At 57.0% G+C, this 17099-nt stretch carries 13 protein-coding genes; 9 read left to right on the plus strand and 4 right to left on the minus strand.

The genetic code is table 11. From position 1 onward, the window contains the following. The 7 genes from M7Q83_RS08580 to M7Q83_RS08610 all read left to right on the plus strand — a co-directional run. Nucleotides 1–256, plus strand: a 256-nt coding sequence (locus M7Q83_RS08580) for an HAD hydrolase-like protein (protein ID WP_298337450.1), incomplete at its 5' end; no start/stop codon positions are given. After that, entirely contained in the window at nucleotides 253–2448 is a 2196-nt protein-coding gene (locus tag M7Q83_RS08585; protein ID WP_298337452.1) for an alkaline phosphatase family protein, read from the plus strand. The genes M7Q83_RS08580 and M7Q83_RS08585, both read left to right, overlap by 4 nt. Further along, nucleotides 2432–2974, plus strand: a complete 543-nt coding sequence (locus tag M7Q83_RS08590; protein WP_298337455.1) for a hypothetical protein — start codon at nucleotides 2432–2434, stop codon at nucleotides 2972–2974. Before M7Q83_RS08585 ends, M7Q83_RS08590 begins: the two co-directional genes overlap by 17 nt. Next, the gene (locus M7Q83_RS08595) at nucleotides 2971–4230 is read left to right on the plus strand and encodes an ATP-grasp domain-containing protein (RefSeq protein WP_298337458.1); all 1260 of its coding nucleotides are present in this window, start codon (nucleotides 2971–2973) and stop codon (nucleotides 4228–4230) included. Before M7Q83_RS08590 ends, M7Q83_RS08595 begins: the two co-directional genes overlap by 4 nt. Continuing rightward, a complete protein-coding gene (locus M7Q83_RS08600; protein WP_298337461.1) occupies nucleotides 4227–5414 on the plus strand; it encodes a hypothetical protein in 1188 nt (395 codons plus the stop codon). The genes M7Q83_RS08595 and M7Q83_RS08600 overlap by 4 nt, the downstream gene beginning before the upstream one ends. Next, nucleotides 5407–6198 (plus strand): metallophosphoesterase, encoded by a 792-nt coding sequence (locus M7Q83_RS08605; protein WP_298337464.1) that lies wholly within the window; start codon nucleotides 5407–5409, stop codon nucleotides 6196–6198. The genes M7Q83_RS08600 and M7Q83_RS08605 overlap by 8 nt, the downstream gene beginning before the upstream one ends. Further along, nucleotides 6195–7463, plus strand: coding sequence for an MFS transporter (locus M7Q83_RS08610; RefSeq protein WP_298337466.1), 1269 nt, complete (start codon nucleotides 6195–6197; stop codon nucleotides 7461–7463). Before M7Q83_RS08605 ends, M7Q83_RS08610 begins: the two co-directional genes overlap by 4 nt. 287 nt (nucleotides 7464–7750) lie before the next feature. Here the strand turns inward: M7Q83_RS08610 and M7Q83_RS08615 are convergent, their stop codons facing one another. Together M7Q83_RS08615 and M7Q83_RS08620 are read right to left on the minus strand one after the other, a co-directional pair. Beyond that, nucleotides 7751–8263 (minus strand): IS30 family transposase, encoded by a 513-nt coding sequence (locus tag M7Q83_RS08615; RefSeq protein ID WP_366526391.1) that lies wholly within the window; start codon nucleotides 8261–8263, stop codon nucleotides 7751–7753. Nucleotides 8264–8287: 24 nt separating this feature from the next. Next, nucleotides 8288–8842, minus strand: coding sequence for an IS630 family transposase (locus tag M7Q83_RS08620; RefSeq protein WP_298337469.1), 555 nt, complete (start codon nucleotides 8840–8842; stop codon nucleotides 8288–8290). Between the two features lie 135 nt (nucleotides 8843–8977). Here M7Q83_RS08620 and M7Q83_RS08625 point away from each other — a divergent pair, with 135 nt between their 5' ends. Beyond that, on the plus strand, nucleotides 8978–9211 hold the full coding sequence (locus M7Q83_RS08625) for a hypothetical protein (RefSeq protein ID WP_298337472.1): 234 nt from the start codon (nucleotides 8978–8980) through the stop codon (nucleotides 9209–9211). A 656-nt stretch (nucleotides 9212–9867) separates the two neighbouring features. Here the strand turns inward: M7Q83_RS08625 and istB are convergent. Further along, on the minus strand, nucleotides 9868–10632 hold the full coding sequence (gene istB / locus M7Q83_RS08630) for an IS21-like element helper ATPase IstB (RefSeq protein ID WP_298337475.1): 765 nt from the start codon (nucleotides 10630–10632) through the stop codon (nucleotides 9868–9870). A 6-nt stretch (nucleotides 10633–10638) separates the two neighbouring features. Beyond that, complete coding sequence (istA, locus tag M7Q83_RS08635; RefSeq protein WP_298337478.1) at nucleotides 10639–12207, minus strand: IS21 family transposase; 1569 nt, start codon at nucleotides 12205–12207, stop codon at nucleotides 10639–10641. Nucleotides 12208–12536: 329 nt separating this feature from the next. On the opposite strand from istA, the gene M7Q83_RS08640 reads away from it, so the two are divergent. Further along, nucleotides 12537–16613 (plus strand): hypothetical protein, encoded by a 4077-nt coding sequence (locus tag M7Q83_RS08640; RefSeq protein WP_298337481.1) that lies wholly within the window; start codon nucleotides 12537–12539, stop codon nucleotides 16611–16613. Nucleotides 16614–17099: the final 486 nt, after the last annotated feature.

The raw sequence follows: 17099 nt of genomic DNA on the forward strand, positions 1-17099 counted from the left end.
AGGCAAGCCGAATGAGGCTTTCCTGAAGCTTGCCATCGAGTCGGCGGGAGCTCACTTTCCCACCGAACAAATATGGGTTGTCGGTGACGACGTCACGACTGATATCCGAATGGGCAGGTCCGCCGGAGTGACGACAGTTCAGGTTCGGACTGGAAAGTATGAGGCTCAGAGCGACTTGAATGATCATGCAGGACCGGTCCATCTGATTGACAGTCTTGCACTGCTTCCGTCGCTGCTCCAAGACATCTCGCCATGACTACCTATTGGCTTGTGTGGGACGGTGCTCCGTATTGGATAACTCAGGAACTTGTGCGTCGAGGGTCGCTACCCGGTCTCGCATCGGTTCAAATGGCTGGCATGGCGACGGGGCTATCCCCGTCGGCGCCGAGTTGCCAAACGCCGCCGGGACTCGCTTGCCTTTTCACGGGAACACAGCCCGCGGATAATGGCGTTACCGGATTTTGGGTACCGGGTGCCCTAGATAATGACATGACCTCCCAGCGGCGTGGATTTGAGCCAGGGGTTTGCCATGCACCGATGCTCTGGCAACGGCTGGGAAAACGTGGAGTGACGTCGATTCTTGTTCATGCCCCCTGGACGTTTCATGCGGACAACTCCGTGGATCCTGGTGTCCTCGGCGCTATCGAAGCCTATAGCGGTCGCGTCGCAAGAGAACGATTCAGTCCTTTAAAGCCTGGCGACACTTTGGTCTGGGATGATCTCGAAGAATCTGTCCAGATATACCGACCTGATTTCCAACCTCGAGTGATTCTCACTTCTCCCAATGGAGACTCGAACGAAGTTGGCTCGGAGTGGACCAGCTTTCCGTCTCGGTCCGACGGTGCTGGCTGGTATCGAACTGTGACTGTGGGTTCCCAGCTGCTTTGCGTGCGGACTGCCGTCTGGACCACAAGAGTCGCGGGTTTCGACTCTTCCCTGGTTGACGTACTTCAACGAGATATCGCATCGAGTCCGTTCTGCGGCGAGAGCACCGGCGCGCTGTACCGGGACGGCATCTACGGTCGCAAGCTAGTGGACGGCGGTGACGGGGCTGCCGAGGAAGTCTTGATTTCTGCTTCGAAGCTTGTCGCTGAACGTTTTCTTCGCTCCACCAGAGCCGCATTGTCCGTCTCAAGCGTCAAGCCTGGACTCGTCGTGATCTACGTTCCGATCACTGACGACCTAGGGCACGAACTGATCGGCCTGGTCGACCCGAGTCAGATAGCGATCGCACCTGAGACTCGCGAGCATGCCTGGGATCTCCTAGCACGTGGCTACCGGCAAGCTGACAACATCCTCGCCGAAGTCTTGCGATACGCCGCTGACGATGACACCGTCGTCGTGTCCTCCGACCATGGAATGGCGGCGGTGACCACGACTTTTTACCCGAATAACCTCCTCGTTAGCGCTGGCCTTGCCGTTCCTGGCGAAGTAGGGGACGACGGGGCAGACCCTGGCCTCTCGCTTGTGTTTTACCACCTTGCTAACAACGGAATGCTGGTTCGCGGCACCGGCACCCGTTATGACCTCGCTGAGGCCGTCCGACTACTCAAGTCCACTTTACACAGTGCAACAGGACAGCCTGGCGTCGACCAGCACATCCCTGCTGCCGGTATCCCCGTCGGAGAGGATGTGATACAGCTTATTTTCGGTGATGGAGTTCTCCCGTCCGCCGAGATTACTGATGATCGACGCGTTTTCGGGCCACCGCTAAGATCCGCGGCCCACACGACCAACAATGGCGATCCACGCCTGAACGCGATATTTGCGGCAGCAGGCCCGTCGGTCAAGTCAGGGAGTTCAGCTCCTGCGGTTCGACACAACGGCGATGTAGCTGCGTTCGTCGAGCGATCTTTACTTCTGGCACCGCAGGCGAGTGATCGCAAACACGCAAACCAGATCCGGCTTTGCGTGATTGGACAGTCTGGTGCAGGCAAGTCGACCTTTTTCGAGATGGCAAAGGAGTTCGCATCGGTCGGCGGATTGACTATCGCCAGGCTGAAACTAGCCGAACCGCTCTATACGCTTCAGCAGGCGATTCGATCTGTGGCTGGGGTGACGTTGCCAGCAGATCGACAAGATCAATTGCTGATGGAATCACTGGCGTCCCACCTCCGTCGGTTGAACCCTCGAGCACTTGTAGCACCCGTGATCGCGCTGCTCAGTGGCGAACATGCCGACCTGGTGATTATCGACGATCTTCGCGACCCGTACGTCGACTTTCCAGAACTTTTTGAACACGGTTTCCGGGTAGTGCGTATTGAAGCATCCAGTCAAGTTCGACAGGAGCGTCTCTGTTACCGTGGCGACGAAACAACCTCAGGCACTTCAGCGTCCGGCATCGATCAGATCCCTGCTAACTACACTATATTGAACGATGGGTCAATTGATGAATTCCGGCGTAATGTCAACGAGTTACTGGAGGTTCTAGTTGATTCTCACAGGTAGCGAGATCGCTCTCGAGGTCGAGCGCGGCCGAATCCATATTGATGATTTTGACTCAAGCCGTATTGAACCAAACAGCTATGGCTTCCGATTAGGTGCCACTATTCTCGAATACAACGACGAAATACTCGATGCATATCAAGAGGTTCACACAACTAGACGCGTTATACCTGAGGTTGGTCTGGTCTTTGAGCCAGGAAAGATTTACCTTGGCGCAACAAAAGAGAGCATGGGCAGCGATTTCTATGCTGCAACCCTGTACGCCCGACTGTCTGTGTCGGCCCTCGGCGTATGGATTCAGCATTCGGCACCGTTAGGGCATTGCGGCGCGATGATGCCCTGGACGTTGGAGATTAGAGTCGCCCAGCCTGTCAGGTTGTACCGGGGCATGCTGATAGGGAAGATAGCGTTCTGGAGTGTGCTGGGGAGTCGACTTAAGTATTCAGGAAGATACTCCGATTCAAGAGACGCGGTGCCGTCACGGTTTTCCCTTCGAACCCCCGCGACCGGTCAGAGCGGTGTGGCATGAAGCTGAACGACCAACGATTGCGCACTCTTCTCATTGGCACGAACAAATTCGGCATTACTGACACTCTGATCAGCCGTCGTGATCTCCAGGTCACAGTGCTGACCGAACCCTGGTATGCAGAAGCGTATCGGGACCGTGGGTTTAGCGACGTCCAAGTTGTCTCCCGAATCACAGACCTCACCGAAGTGCTGCGTGTTGTGACGCCACTCATGCAAGACAGCCCCTTCGGAGCCGTCTTAGCTCCCTCGGAGCGGAGTGTTCAGATTGCGGCTTTTCTCAGAAGTCGATATGGCATACCGGGGACTTCGTTCGATGTGGCCGTGCGATTCACAGCGAAACACGTCATGAAGTCCTGCTTCGCGAACGCGGGACTGCCGATAACAGACTTCGCAACAGTTTACGGACTGGGCGAGCTTCGTGACACAGTATCCAGAATGGGAGCTCCACTAATCGTTAAGCCAAGTCTGGGAACCGGTACCCGTGGCGCAGTCGTGCTCTCGTCAGACCTAGATGTGAAGCGATTTCTTGAAGAGCCACCGAAAGAATTGTGTGAACCGGACCCAGCCGCAGTTGTGGAACGATTCCTGACCGTAAGCGCTGAGTTCCACATCGACGGCCTCGTAACAGACGGAACTACTCGCTTTCTATCTGTCGCTCAATACGGTAAACCGTTGATTCGTCGTAGCCCAGCTGAACCGCTGTGCACCAAGCTTCTCTCAGAGGATCATCCGCTTCGCACCGTCTTGTCCGATCTGCACGACCTATCAGTCCGAGCGCTGGGCTTACCTCACGGTATTACCCATCTTGAGGTACTCCAGACAACAGGCGGCCAACTGGTCGTCGGCGAGATTGCCTGCCGCCCCGGAGGTGGATCAATTGTGCCGTTACTTGATCGGGCCTACGGGATTGACCTGTGGGATCTCTTCATAGATGTAGAGGCGGGCCTGCCCGTGAATACAAAGTGTCTACCAACCTCCCCTAAACAGAACATTGCACTGTGCATGCTTAGTGTCGCGGCTGGGAGGGTGGAATCCGTCACCACGGCACAAACGCTAATGACGATTCCCGGAGTGATTGAGGCCACCGTCCAAGTGATTCCCGGACAAGTATTGGGACCGAGGTTTACTTCTTCGTCGCAGGCCGGTTATGTGCTGATCGAGCCTTCAGCAGAACGGCCTTTCGAAGCCGTTCTGCACGATATCAATAACTCATGGCACTTGGAACTCGTCGATGATGCCACGGAAGGGGCCCAATGACACGCATCCTGCTCCTGCAACAGCCTGCTTCGACCTCGCCGCTGGATCGCTGGATCATCGAAGCTGATCCTTCAACGCAGATCACCATGGTGACTGGCAAGGACCATCGACGAGACCTGGAAGACATGGCACCTGGAACTCAAATTGTGACTGTCGATGATTATTTTTCAGATGAAGCTACCGGGACGATCATGGATGTAGCTCGAGACCTTAAGCCGGACCGCGTGCTATGCAATGCCGAGGATGATGTTGTGCGCGCAGGAACTCTGCGTTCGCTTCTGTCAATCCAGGGGACGACTGCATCACTTGCAATGCAGTTTCGCGACAAGCTGCGGATGAAGAGAATCTTTCACAATGCTGCTCTCACGGCTGTTCGATGGGTCGATTGCCAATCAGTCGATGACTTGTTTGCCGCGTCGGATCAGTTCGGCGCAATTGTCCTCAAGCCACGTGCTGGTGCTGGATCTAAAGGTATCCGGATCTTTGAGGATAAGGAAACCGTGATACATGCCGTCGCGAAGGATCCTGCACTGCTTGCCAGCCTGCACCAGCACGCGCTAATTGCCGAAGAGTACGTTGCTGGCGATGTCTTCCATACAGACGCGGTCCTCGACGGGGTGAACGTGTTACTTGCCTCCGTCTCGCGTTACGTATACCCGCCACACACATTCCAGGAACATCCGGTGATGTCGGTCATGGTGGATAGTGGGTCTCGAGACGCCCAGGACATGTATGAATGCACGGAAGCAATAGCTCAATCACTTCCCGAAGATCATGGAATTTACCTTATTCATTTAGAGACGTATCGCCGTCCCACCGGCGAGTTACTTGCTGGTGAGATCGCCGCCCGGTTGGGTGGCGGAATGATTAAGGCCTCGATATCTCGTGCCTACGGTGTTGATCTCTCAAAGGAGTCATACCTTTTGGGCGCAGGACTTCGACACGCGTCTGTCTTGGCGAGCCAGCCCACTCCGCCGAAGAAGTTGACGGTCGGACAAGTCTTATGGACATCGACGGATCCGGGTCTTTCCGAAGAGGTACTCCCAGAATGGGCCAGCGGCTACTGGAGCAAGCCGATTAGACCCGAAGAACACGCTGTTCATTCGACCGACGCGTTTGGGGGTGTACTCGTCGACGGCAAGGATGAAGTCGAAGTCATTGAAAGGATGGTGTCGCTTGCCTGATCAGGATCGACTATCTCCCAAACAGTTGCTCTCTGCGGTCAAACCTTCAACAATTGCTCACCTCTCCGACTTACACCTCGACGGATCACGTGAACGCTCTGAGGTGCTTGAGCGGACAATTGCCCTGTTGCAGGAGATGAGCGGAGAGCTTGATTTGATTGTGGTGTCCGGAGACTTATCTGAGCAGGGGCGACTCAGCGACTACGAAGAACTTATTGCAGCGTTCAAAGCGCTGCAGGTTCCAGTACGCATGTGCCCCGGAAATCACGACGACCGATCAAACTTCGCGCTCACGGTGCTGGGTCAGCAAGAAGTCAATGGTCCGGCCCACCAGCATTGGCAAGAAAGCTCCGTCTCGGTGTTGGCGCTCGACTCGACCGTCCCTGGCCGGGACGAAGGAACGCTCACTCCCGAGACCGGCGACTGGCTCGACCGTGAACTCGCGAGAGTACCGACGGGCCGGCACGTCGTTGTTATGCTGCATCACACGCCCATCCGCTGGCAAGGACAAGACATCGCCTCTCTTGACGATCAAGGTACCCGTACTCTCGGAGACGTTCTAAATCATGAAGTTGGAGTTACCGCAATTCTTGGGGGCCACATGCACAACATGATGATCTCTTCTCTTCGAGGCACACCTGCAATTGCAGCGCCGTCGCTCGCCCCGCGTGTTTCACCGCCATGGAGTTGCGTGACCACCTCGCAGCTAAACGACCCGGCATTTGCGATACACGCTATTGATGCTAATGGCCTTTTGACGACGTATCTTCAAAGAATTCCGTGAAGTTGTTCGGCATCTTTCGGGTCTCTGATTACACGTCGGACCAGCGTCGCTTCACCGTCGCCATGGTGATCAACTCGATAGGTGGAGGCCTCTTCGTCACCGTATCTGCGCTGTACTTCACTCGCATTGTCGGGATGTCTCTGGAGTTTTTTGGTCTCGTGATCTCCCTCGCAGCCGGATGTGGACTGATAGCTGGCCCTCTTATAGGACATTATGCAGATACCACGGGAGCACGTCGGCTATACGTAGTCGTGCTTCTCTTCGAGGGCGCAGGCTCCATCTTCTACGTGATTCTTAGAGGGCCTGCCGTGGTGGCTGTTCTGCTGTGCGCGGTGACGGTCTTCGATCGCGGTGCTGGGGCTACTCGCGGTGCATTCATCGCCGACCTCGTTGCCCGGGAGGGTCGAGTAAAATTTCGTGCGGCGGTTCGCTCAATGTCTAATGCCGGGGCAGCGGTCGGAGCCGCAGCAGGAGCCGCGATTCTTGCAGTCGATACTCCTTTCTCCTACAGGGTTGCGATCGGTGTCAATGCCGCTTCTTATGTTGTCACCGCGGCTCTTATATTTTCCACGTCGGCATCGCCGAAACTTCATGCGCCAGACAATTCCGGGAAATCTATCGGCCCGGCCCCTCCAAAAGCTCACCTATTCGGTCATGACAGCGCTCTGAGAAATATGCCTTTCATGGTGATCACTCTTCTTAACGCCGTCCTGCTCCTGAATGGCAGCATGATCACAGTGGCCTTACCGCTGTGGGTCGCAAAGCGAACTGACGCTCCTCTCTGGATCGTCTCAGTTGTCTTGGTGATCAACACTGTTGCTGTCGTCTTTCTGCAAGTGCCAGCGAGCCGTCGAGTGAATTCCGTACCCTTGGCAGCACGCGCCGGTCTTCGAGCCGGAATTGCATTGGCGGCAGCGAGCTTGCTGATTGCACTCAGCGGCTTGACGACTGGAATACTTACCGTCGCGATCATCGTTGCAGTAGCGCTGACCCAAGTTGCGGGCGAACTGTGGCAGTCAGCGTCATCCTGGGCGCTCGTCTTCGAGTTGGCCCCTGAGCGTTCCCTGGGCCAGTATCAGGGCTTCTTCAATGCTGGGGTGGATATCGGTGCTCTCGTCGCTCCGGCTCTCTTCGCCTTGATCGTGGCGGAGGGCGGATTCCAAGGATGGGAAATACTTGCCGGAGTATTCGTTATCTCAGGGATGCTCCTGGTCCCGGTCGCACGCTGGGCCAGTCACTCACATGGTTCTGCGCTGCCTCCTTGATCCTGATTGACTCCCCAGGCAAGTGAACGTGCTTCATACTTGCACTGCCCCGATGCACTCGAAAGATTGTGGGATGGGTGCAGCCCAACGCCCTATCTATCTCAAGGTTCAATCCTTTTGCCCGCAGCCGGAATACCCACTGAGCCACTCATCCGGCGCATTTAGCTGAGCCAGTTGCCCTCAAGGTCTGGGCCGTCACCGACGCACGCCCCACAACTCTGCGCTGCTGCTGAAAGAATATTGATCCGCGAGCATCACCGTTCGTGATGATCGGATCGTTGGCGAGTTCAAGCGGTCAGTGCAACGACAGCAGCACTGTAGCGGTCCTTGGCTGACCCCCATTGGAAGATTCTCCGAGGCATGGTGTTGAGGCGGTGACTGATCACGTCGAGGTCCTCTTGCGAGTAGACCGAGAGGTCGGTGCCCTTGCCGACGTAGCATCGAAGGAGCCCGTTGAAATTCTCGTTGGATGGGCGTTCCCACGGACTATGGGGGTTGGCGAAGTAGACATCGATGCCCACGGCGTTGGCGAGGTCGTCGTGACGAGCCATCTCACGACCTTGATCCCAGGTCAGCGTGCGGTGTAGCTCTGCGGGCACGCGCTCGAGTAGCTCGATGCAGCACGCCAGCACGTTCTCGGCTCCGTAATTACCGGGTAGGTCACCGATGAGATTCAAGCGGCTGGTCCGGTCGATAAGGGTGACGATGGCCGACTTGCCCCGAGCCCCGATGATGAGGTCGCCCTCGAAGTGACCGACCTCGCTGCGGGTACTCGCTACCTCGGGGCGCTGGGTGATCAGGTTGAACGTTCCTAGTGTCCCTCCTCAGAAGTTTGCGGAGAAACAATAGGCTCCAGGTATTTGCGCATAGAAGCGAAGATCTCGTCGGCGCTCTTGGTCCAGATGAAGGGCTTGGGGTTCTCGTTCCAGGCCTTGGCCCACTTGGTAATCCCTCGGTCTAAGTTCGGTCACAGTGTGGTGAACGCTGCGCTGGAGGTACTTGGTGGTTAACGCTGAGAACCACCTCTCTACCTGGTTCATCCAAGAAGAATAGGTTGGGGTGAAGTGGAACTCGAAACGGGGGTGGGCAAGGAGCCAGGTTCTCACCGACTCGGTCTCATGGGCTGCGTAGTTGTCTAAAACAACGTGAACTCCCAGCTCCTTGGGTACTTGTCGGTCGATGAGCTCTAAGAACTCGATGAACTCTATCGCCCTATGGGCAACCGTCATCTTGGTGATGACCTTGCCCGAAGCGACATCGAGTGCAGCATAGAGATTGGAGATACCGTTGCGCTTGTACTCGGTCGTTCGCCGCAGAGGCACCCCTGGCACCATGGGGAGCATGGGCTGGGTACGATTCAGAGCTTGCACTTGGGTCATCTGTTAACGGTCACGGCTGAGGTGGATCAACTCTTGGGGGAGTCCATCTTCGATCGAGTAGATCTTTACAACGCCATTCTCCAGGTGCTCCTGCAGTTGGAGACAAGGCTCCTTAGGACACCTAGGAACATATCTATGATTGCTACTGAAATTAGCGGATTTCCAAAATTTGATTCTGTGGATGAGCCGGAGATCCGGGAGGCATTGTGGGACTTAGCGCGAGCGAGCCACGGAATGCTTTATGTTGCGGAGGATGGTACCGTGTCCGTGCTCGGTTCGATTGATGAGCTGCAACGACGCGTCGTCAATCTGACTGGCGCGGATGTCCCCCCTCGTAGGAAGGGAACGTTTCGGATTGATGAGGGCTGAGGAAGTTAGTGACATATCCGCTTATTGCCACCGTTTCGTGGACGTATATCGCTTATAGGCTTTGTGCGAAACCAACTAAATGCTCGAAGCGAAGCGGACCTGGCATGAGGGGCAGTCCAGCGATGTGATGTAAAGGGTCTGTCCTGACGTGGTGAAGAAGGTTCGCTACTCGGCTGCGCATGCCCGATGAATCAATGGTGTCGAAAAACTGTGTGCGGGGGAACCTCATGGATCCTTTGATAGGGGTCTGCTGGTTCCAGGCGGTGGGCCTGAAGGTGCCCCGCATGGCCTGGTTGGGACCTCAACCGCGGTTGGACGGTGCTCCAGCAGTGCCCTACCTTACTCGTCTAGCGCGCTAGCGAGGTGACCTAGTATGTCCTCGCGGAGGGCGGGAGATTGGTCTTCGTTGGGGGTTCCTTGCTTGCTTCGCTGTACGAACGCCATTGCCACTGGCTATTCTTGTACTCCTGAAACCACTTTCTTGTAACTTGTGAAAGCCGATTCTTCTAACTCCTGAAACCACTTTCTTGTAACTTGTGAAAGCCGCTAATTCTATCTCCTGAAACCACTCGCTTCTAACTCCTGAAACCACTCGCTTCTAACTCCTTCAAAGGGTCGGCCGAGCGCTGAGATCCCCTCTCCTCGATCCCCTTTGGTTATCCTCCTTCCTCGTCTTGGTTGGACTCCTCCTGGGCTTTGACTTTGCGCATCGATTCACCGGTGAGCTCAATGACCCGTGAGGCATGAATAATGCGGTCCATGATGGCATCAGCGGCAGTCGCATCCTCCATGAGTGCATGGAACTTGGCCACCGGGAACTGAGAGAGAAAGATCGTCGAGCGCAGATCCACTCTAGCATCGATGATCTCTAAGAGTTCCCGAGAGCTCGTCACCGAGACGGGCGAGAGTCCAAAGTCATCGAGGATGAGCAGATCGAGTCGGCGAAGGTTGGCCATCAGGTTCCGGTAGCTCCCATCGGCCCTCGCGAGACTGAGACGCTCGATGAGATCAGAGGTTCGTAGGTAGCGCACCGAGTACTCCCTGCGAATCGCCTCCATGCCAACGAGACAGCCGAGGTAGGTCTTACCGACTCCGGTAGGACCGGTGATGATGAGACCATGTCCTTTGTCCATGAACGCAAGTGAGGTAAGGCTCGCAAAGGTCTCCCTTGAGATCCCGCGATGGGTCTCAAAGGAGAACTCCTCCTTGTAGGCCATGACTCGAAGAGAGGCCTCGCGGAGTTTGCGGGCTACCCGACGGTTGTGACGCATGGTGATCTCCTTGTCGAGGATGAGATCGAGCCGGTCGATGAAGTGCAAGGACTCGACGGTCGCATCCTGGAGCTGGCGCTCGTACTCGGCTCTGGCATCAGGGAGTCGAAGCGCTCGGAGGTGTTCGAGATTGGCAAGATGGCTAGACATGGGTGCTTAGACCCTCCTTTCGGTGTTGGTGAACTCGTCGTGGTGACGGAGGTTGTCATGGATGGGTGAGACCGGTGGTGCTGGTTGATCCCCGGTGAGATAGACCTTGGTGGTAAGGATGGACACGAGAGAGGCGAGACTCGTCGTATTGTTGGCAAGTGCCCAGCCACAGGCAGCCTCGAGCTCATCGGCACCATGGATGTGGTAAAGATCGAGGAGTCGGGTGAGTGAGTGACGCTTTCCCTCTGTGAAGGGAGGCTCACCGCCGAGAAGCTCGGCGAGTTGACCAACACTTGGACCAGCCTCAATGAGGCGAGCCTTCAAGGTCTCTGACGAGAGTGAGTCAAGATAGGCGGCGTGCTTTGGGTGCAGGTGGGCCGGATCGGTCATGACCTCACCCGAACGGTAGCTGCGCTGATGAGAGGCCACCCGTTGACCGGCGTGAAAGATCTCCACGATCCCTTCCGTGATGCGTACCTCAACGGTCTTTCCAGTTAGTACATAGGGCACCGAGTAGGAGACCTCGCCGATGATGAGGTGATAGTTGGGAGGAACCCTGAGGCTCAACCAGCGCCCATAGCTAAAGGGTGTCTCGGGGAGGGGACGAAGGTATGGGCGCTCTTGGCAGAAGCGCTCACTCCTCGACCCTTCCATCTTGGTGAAGGGACGATCGTTGAGCTCCTTGACCCCGCGAGCGATCGCCTCATTGAGTGCGGCTAGCGAGGTGAAGTGCTCATCACGCAAGGGAGCTAGCACCCAGTTCTGAACGGCTTTGACCCGCTCTTCGACCTTGGCCTTATCCCGTGGTCGACGTACCCGTGTGGGGTCGATCCAGAGATGGTAGTAGCTGGCTAGTTCAACAATGGCCCGAGAGAGTCGGATGACCCGCTTGGTGTGAGAGATAACCCCTGCCTTCAAGTTATCTGGCACCAGGGTGGCCACGACACCGCCAAAGAAGCTAAGAGCACGCGCAATCCCATTGACAAAACACTCCTCGGACTGAGCACGCTGGGCCTCGGCGTAGGTGTAGCCAGAGTAGGCGAGGGTGGCAACGAGGATCTGGGCACAAAAGAGCACCATGTGCGTGATGGCGTCATAGATCGGGATGGTCATGCCGGCATAGTCAAGGTAGCACACCTCACCAGGGGTGTGCGTTAACACCATGGTGACCTGGTGGCTTTGCTGGTACTCCCTCAACTGAGCACAGAAGTTGGAGTAGCTATAGACCTCGCCTCCCTCATTGGCCTTTGCGTACTCCTGGTACAGAAGCGCTCGGGTCATGGATTTGCGACCTAGTTCGGACAGCACCCAGGCGAAGTCGATCGGAGCCTTGGTCGTCGATGGTTTTGGACCAGCTGGATTCGGATACATCAACGCTTTGAGCTCAGTGTCGCTAAGCGCCAAGAGCTCGACTCCGCGTTCCCCGGCGAGCGAAAGGATCCGCGTCACGGTCGCATGGGAGATCCCAAGCGACTGGGCGATCTCGTTACGATTCTTCTCGAGTTCATAGTGGAGGCGAATCACCTCCCTGACATAGTTCATTTCAACTCCCCACGTTTCTTTCTTCTTTGCCACCTGTCGGCCCCCTCCTCCCATGGATCCCCTCTTTGGGGCTCCTATGGACGAGTATGGCCGATTCGTTGTACCCATCAATCACTTGAAGGAGTTAGAGTTCTCCGGTTTCAGGAGTTAGGGTTCCTCACTTCCAGAAGTTGGAATTGAGAGGTTTCAGAAGTTAGAGTCGATGAGCTTCAGAAGTTAGGGTTGAGACGTTTCAGAAGTTAGGCCCGTAACCAGCCACCTCCGCTTTTAACGGATCAACCCGCTTTGATGACCCGCCTCGATCGTAGCAGTATTCGTTAGTCATATGACTCATGAATCAGGAAACCGGCTAGGGTGGTGAAATGGACTCGACCTACCGAACTCTCCGCGCGGCTGCCGATCTGGGCTCATTCACCATCAAGGCGCTTGCGCACACGGCGCGCGTCAGCGAGGTGACGGTCCGGACCGTGCTTAAGCGGAACTCCTGCTACTTCGAGCGAGGCACCGACCAACAAGACGTAACGCGTCAACGAGGTGGACAGGCACACGCGTGGTTGGTCAAGCCGGAGCGACGAGACGCGCTGGAGGACCTACTCGCGGAGCGTCTCGCAAGCCTTGAACGCAGTCAACTCGCTGTGACAGAGCTAAGTTCGACCGGGCAGCTCACCTTGCGCTCACCAAGTCCTTCACCGGAACTGCTCAGTGCAGACGAGTTGGACAAGGGTTTACTGATGCCGGAGGTCGAACTTCTTCCGCGCCTTCTTCAGCGCCTCTTTGCGGTGACGAAGGGCCTGAGCGGCCTCACGATCCGTTCCGGTGCTGGAGTCCTCGTCCAAGGTTACGACGGTGTCGTTCAGTCCCTCGAAGGAGTGCCGCCGTATGTGCCAGCAGGTCCGAGCGTGTGGGAACTCGGCGCGGGAGGAGATGCAAAAAAGAAGGCAAATAGCGACATTCGCGAGCGAACGACTAACCCTCGCAATGTCGTGACTAAGCGTACTGCGTTTGTGTTCGTGACCACGCGGCGGTTGCCCGATTGGACCGGGGGGAAGCACTCCGCTTCTTGGCGCAAGGTTCTAGTCATCGACGCCGACGCCCTCGAAACATGGATGCTCTCGCAGCCGGCGGTACACATCTGGGCTTCGGAGATCGTTGGCCTTAAGCCGCTTGAGATCTCGACGATTGAGCACTGGTTCGATATCTGGCGCCAGCACACTCATCCCGTGCTGCCCGCTCGTCTTCTGGCGCTGGGCAGGGACAAAGAGGCTGCAAAGGTTCGAGAAGTCGCGTTGGGCACAGGAGGCGACGTCGGTATCCACGCAAACTCCAGAGCGGAGGCGCTGGCGTTCATCGCTTCAACATTGGGCACCACCGAGAACCTCGGGGTCGAGGAGGAATACCGCCTCCGGTCGGCCTTGCTCGTGGAGACACCAAACGAATGGACCCGGCTCGTGGCGAGCCTCAGTTCGGGAATTCTCGTCCCAGATTTCCCCGACGCTGATGTCGCAGCGGCAGTCGGCAAGGGTTTGACCGTTTTCGTTCCGCTGGGGCTCGGCGATCCTGTCCGTCACGGCGACATCGTGCTGCCGCGCATTGACCGCGTTCGTGCCGCGGAAATGCTGCGAACCGAGGTCCTCCTACATGATGTGGAGTTCGGGGTCAGCGAGGAACCAATGAGTCTCCAGGCCGCCGACCAGCTAGCCGCTGAGACCGATCAGAGCTTGACGGCGTTTCGTCGGAGCCACGGACGGAGTCGAACTAGCGACAAGGCAGCATGGGCAACCGATTCGCGGATATCGACGTGGCTCGCGCCGTTGGTCCTCCTCGGAAGTTGGGAACCCGCGTGTTACGGTGATAAGGAGATCGTGTCGAGGCTTGTGGCCCGCGAGTACGAGGAGGTCGAACAACAGCTTATTGCGTTAGCCGCTGCCGAGGACCCACCCTTCTTCAAATCCGGTGGTGCATGGCGACTCTCCGCCCCCGCGGACGCGTTCGAGCAACTTGGCCGAATCATCACAGACGCGACAAGTGCGCGTTGGGCTGAACTCGCCGTTGATGTACTTGGTGAGTACAACCCAGTCTTTGCGGTCGAGCTACTCGACGACGTCCCTGACGCGTTGCCAGACCACCTGACCTACTCCAGTTCGCTTCGCTCGGGAATCGCTCGCGGTGTCGCGTTACTCGCCGTGTTCGGAGATGAGGGCAAATCGATACCAAATGCTCTGGTGCGATCAGTCGTTCGAAACATGCTTGAGCCACTCGATATCGTGTGCTGGTGTTCGGCAGCGCCGACGTTTCAGTCGCTTGCAGAGGCAGATCCCGATGCCTTCCTCGCTGCGGTCAATAGTGCGCTGCGAGATCCGGGAAGGCCGTTGGAGGCGATGTTCCGCGACCGCGGGTACGGAGGCTTCGGTGGCACATCACCCCACGTCTATCTGGTGTGGGCGCTAGAACTCCTCTGTCGGTCCCGTGACCATGCGCCAGCCGCGTGTTTTGCGCTTGCCGGGCTAGCGCAGGTCGACCCTGGGGGAAGAAATGGCAATCGGCCGGCCGACAGCCTTCGCAAGGTGCTCCTACCTTGGTCGCCGCAACTAAATGCCACGGTTGGTCAGCGACTTGACATTGCGAGTGTGATTCTGGAGCAGTACCCATCGGTCGGCTGGCAGCTACTCATAGGTCTTCTGCCGCAGCTGCATGATTGGACCGGGTCGATACCGGAGCCGACCTTCCGCAACTGGAGAATCGGCCTGGACAACCCTACCGACAAGGTCTATTACTGGCAAGCGCTTGTATCGTTGGCAATCAGCGCAGCCGGCGGCGACCCGGTCCGTTTGGAAGAACTCGTGAAGCGGCTACCTGCCCTCGGAACCAATGAACGTGAGTCGATTGTCAAGGCGCTTGAGCAAACGGACATCAGCAGCTATCCCGATGCTGTGCGGACGAGGGTCTGGCAGGCACTGCACGACGAGGTCGCGCATCACCGCCAGTTTCCCGATGCCCCTTGGCGATTACCGGACTCGTTATTGGTACAACTTGAACAGGTGATCGAAGCCTGGAAACCGAACGATCGTATCGCCCGATCGGCGATGTACTTCCAGCGCCATCCTCAGCTCCCATTGCCCAACCTAGCTGACTACGAGAACTATCAGCGCGCCGTCGAAGAGCGTCGCATCGCCTCATTCTCTGAGCTCTGGCAAAACGAGGCCGCTGCAGGACTTGAGCGCCTCGCTGTCGAGGCACCTGAACCGGACACAGTGGGATGGGCGGCGGCATCTCTCTTGGGTGACGAAGTGAGATCGCTCATGCTCGGCTGGCTTCCCGTTGACACCCCGAAGAGTCAAGTCGCCGTCGGGTGGCTCGGACATATGGCTGCGAACCAGCCCAATGGTTGGGTCGAGCCATTCCTTGAGGAACTTGGTAAACGCGACTCTGCCACGAAATTGGCTGGCTATCGGGCGCTCCAAGACCGTCCGGAGACGATCGCACGAATCTCAACAGAGGATGCAGAACTTCAGCGAGGTTTCTGGCAGAGCGCTGACCAGCGGATGCATTGGAATCCCAACGTCGAGGGTGTCGTCCGCGGTCTCGTTGCACACGGGCAGGCGAGTAGTGCAATCCACGTGTTGGGGCTGAAGCTCGGTACCGATGTCGTCACACCCGACCTCGTCAAATCGACACTCGATGCGGAACTTGCGGCGGATACCGATGCTGCACCAGCCGACGCGATGCGGGGGTTTCACATCGGCCGTCTGCTCGATTTCCTTGGTCAGAACGGCGTCGACCGTAGCCAACTCGCGCGCCTTGAGTTCTCGTTCATCCTGGTCCCTGGGATCGAGCACCAGCCGACATCGCTCCATTCCTTGCTCGGTGAGGACCCAAAGTTGTTTGTAGAGCTTGTCGGCTACCTCGTGGGTCGTGGTAGTGATGAAACCAGCAGCAAACAGGTCGTGACGGTTCTCGGGCATCGCAGTTACTATGTGCTTCGACAGTGGAGGACCCCTCCGGGTTCGAAGCCAGGAGGCGAGATCGACATTGACATCTTGGAGGAGTGGGTCTACGCAGCTCGTGAGCTTTTTGCGCAGGAAGACCTAAGCGATCTCGGGGACGAGTTCATTGGTCAACTCTTGTCGGGTGTTGGCGAGGGTGCCGATGGCATCTGGCCGAGTGAGCCGGTGCGAGTTGTTCTCCGAGAGGTGCCGTCAGATCATCTTCGAGCGGGCATCTCCATCGGTCGTTTCAACGCGCGTGGCGTGACGATTCGGGATCCATTCGACGGTGGTCAGCAAGAGCGATCACTCTTGGAGGTGTATGCGAGTGGAGCGAGGAAACTGGCGGCGCGGTGGCCCGAGACTGCCCGCCTGCTCCGAGAGCTGGCTGACCACTACCGCGACCTTGCGAATCAACAGGACCACATCGCCGATCGCTTTCGAGATGGGCGGTGAGTAACCCGTCGGGAGCCTTGTAGAGGGCGATTTGTCGGGCCGAAGTGCGAGTTCGGCGCCCGACGACGGGAAGTTCTCTCCCGCCGCCCAACTTTGCCCGTTCAAGGACTATTCAGGAGCCGAGAGCGAATGGATGCTGTACTCAGTCTGTCGTAACTTACGGAAGCTTGCCAGTGAAAGAGTGAATGTAGGGTTGGTGCTGGTTAGAACGCGAGTGAATAGCTTCAACTTGGGATCATCGAGCCAAATTTGAGACCGAAGCTAAGAATTCAAAGACCACAACCCGAATTTGGGCAGATTCTGGGGCCCCAGTCCTGGATCCGGGAGGGGATTCGGACCGACGTCCCTAGTAGAAGGGATGTAGCAGACCCTAATCGGGTAGCGCTTGCTCAAGCAGTGGTATGCATCAAGATCATACATGTTGCGGTGAATATCTGTATATCCAACTTGGAGAATGAAGTTGGGTGCTACACCAAGTACTGCACT

This window comes from Ferrimicrobium sp., assembly GCF_027364955.1.
Lineage (GTDB): Bacteria > Actinomycetota > Acidimicrobiia > Acidimicrobiales > Acidimicrobiaceae > Ferrimicrobium.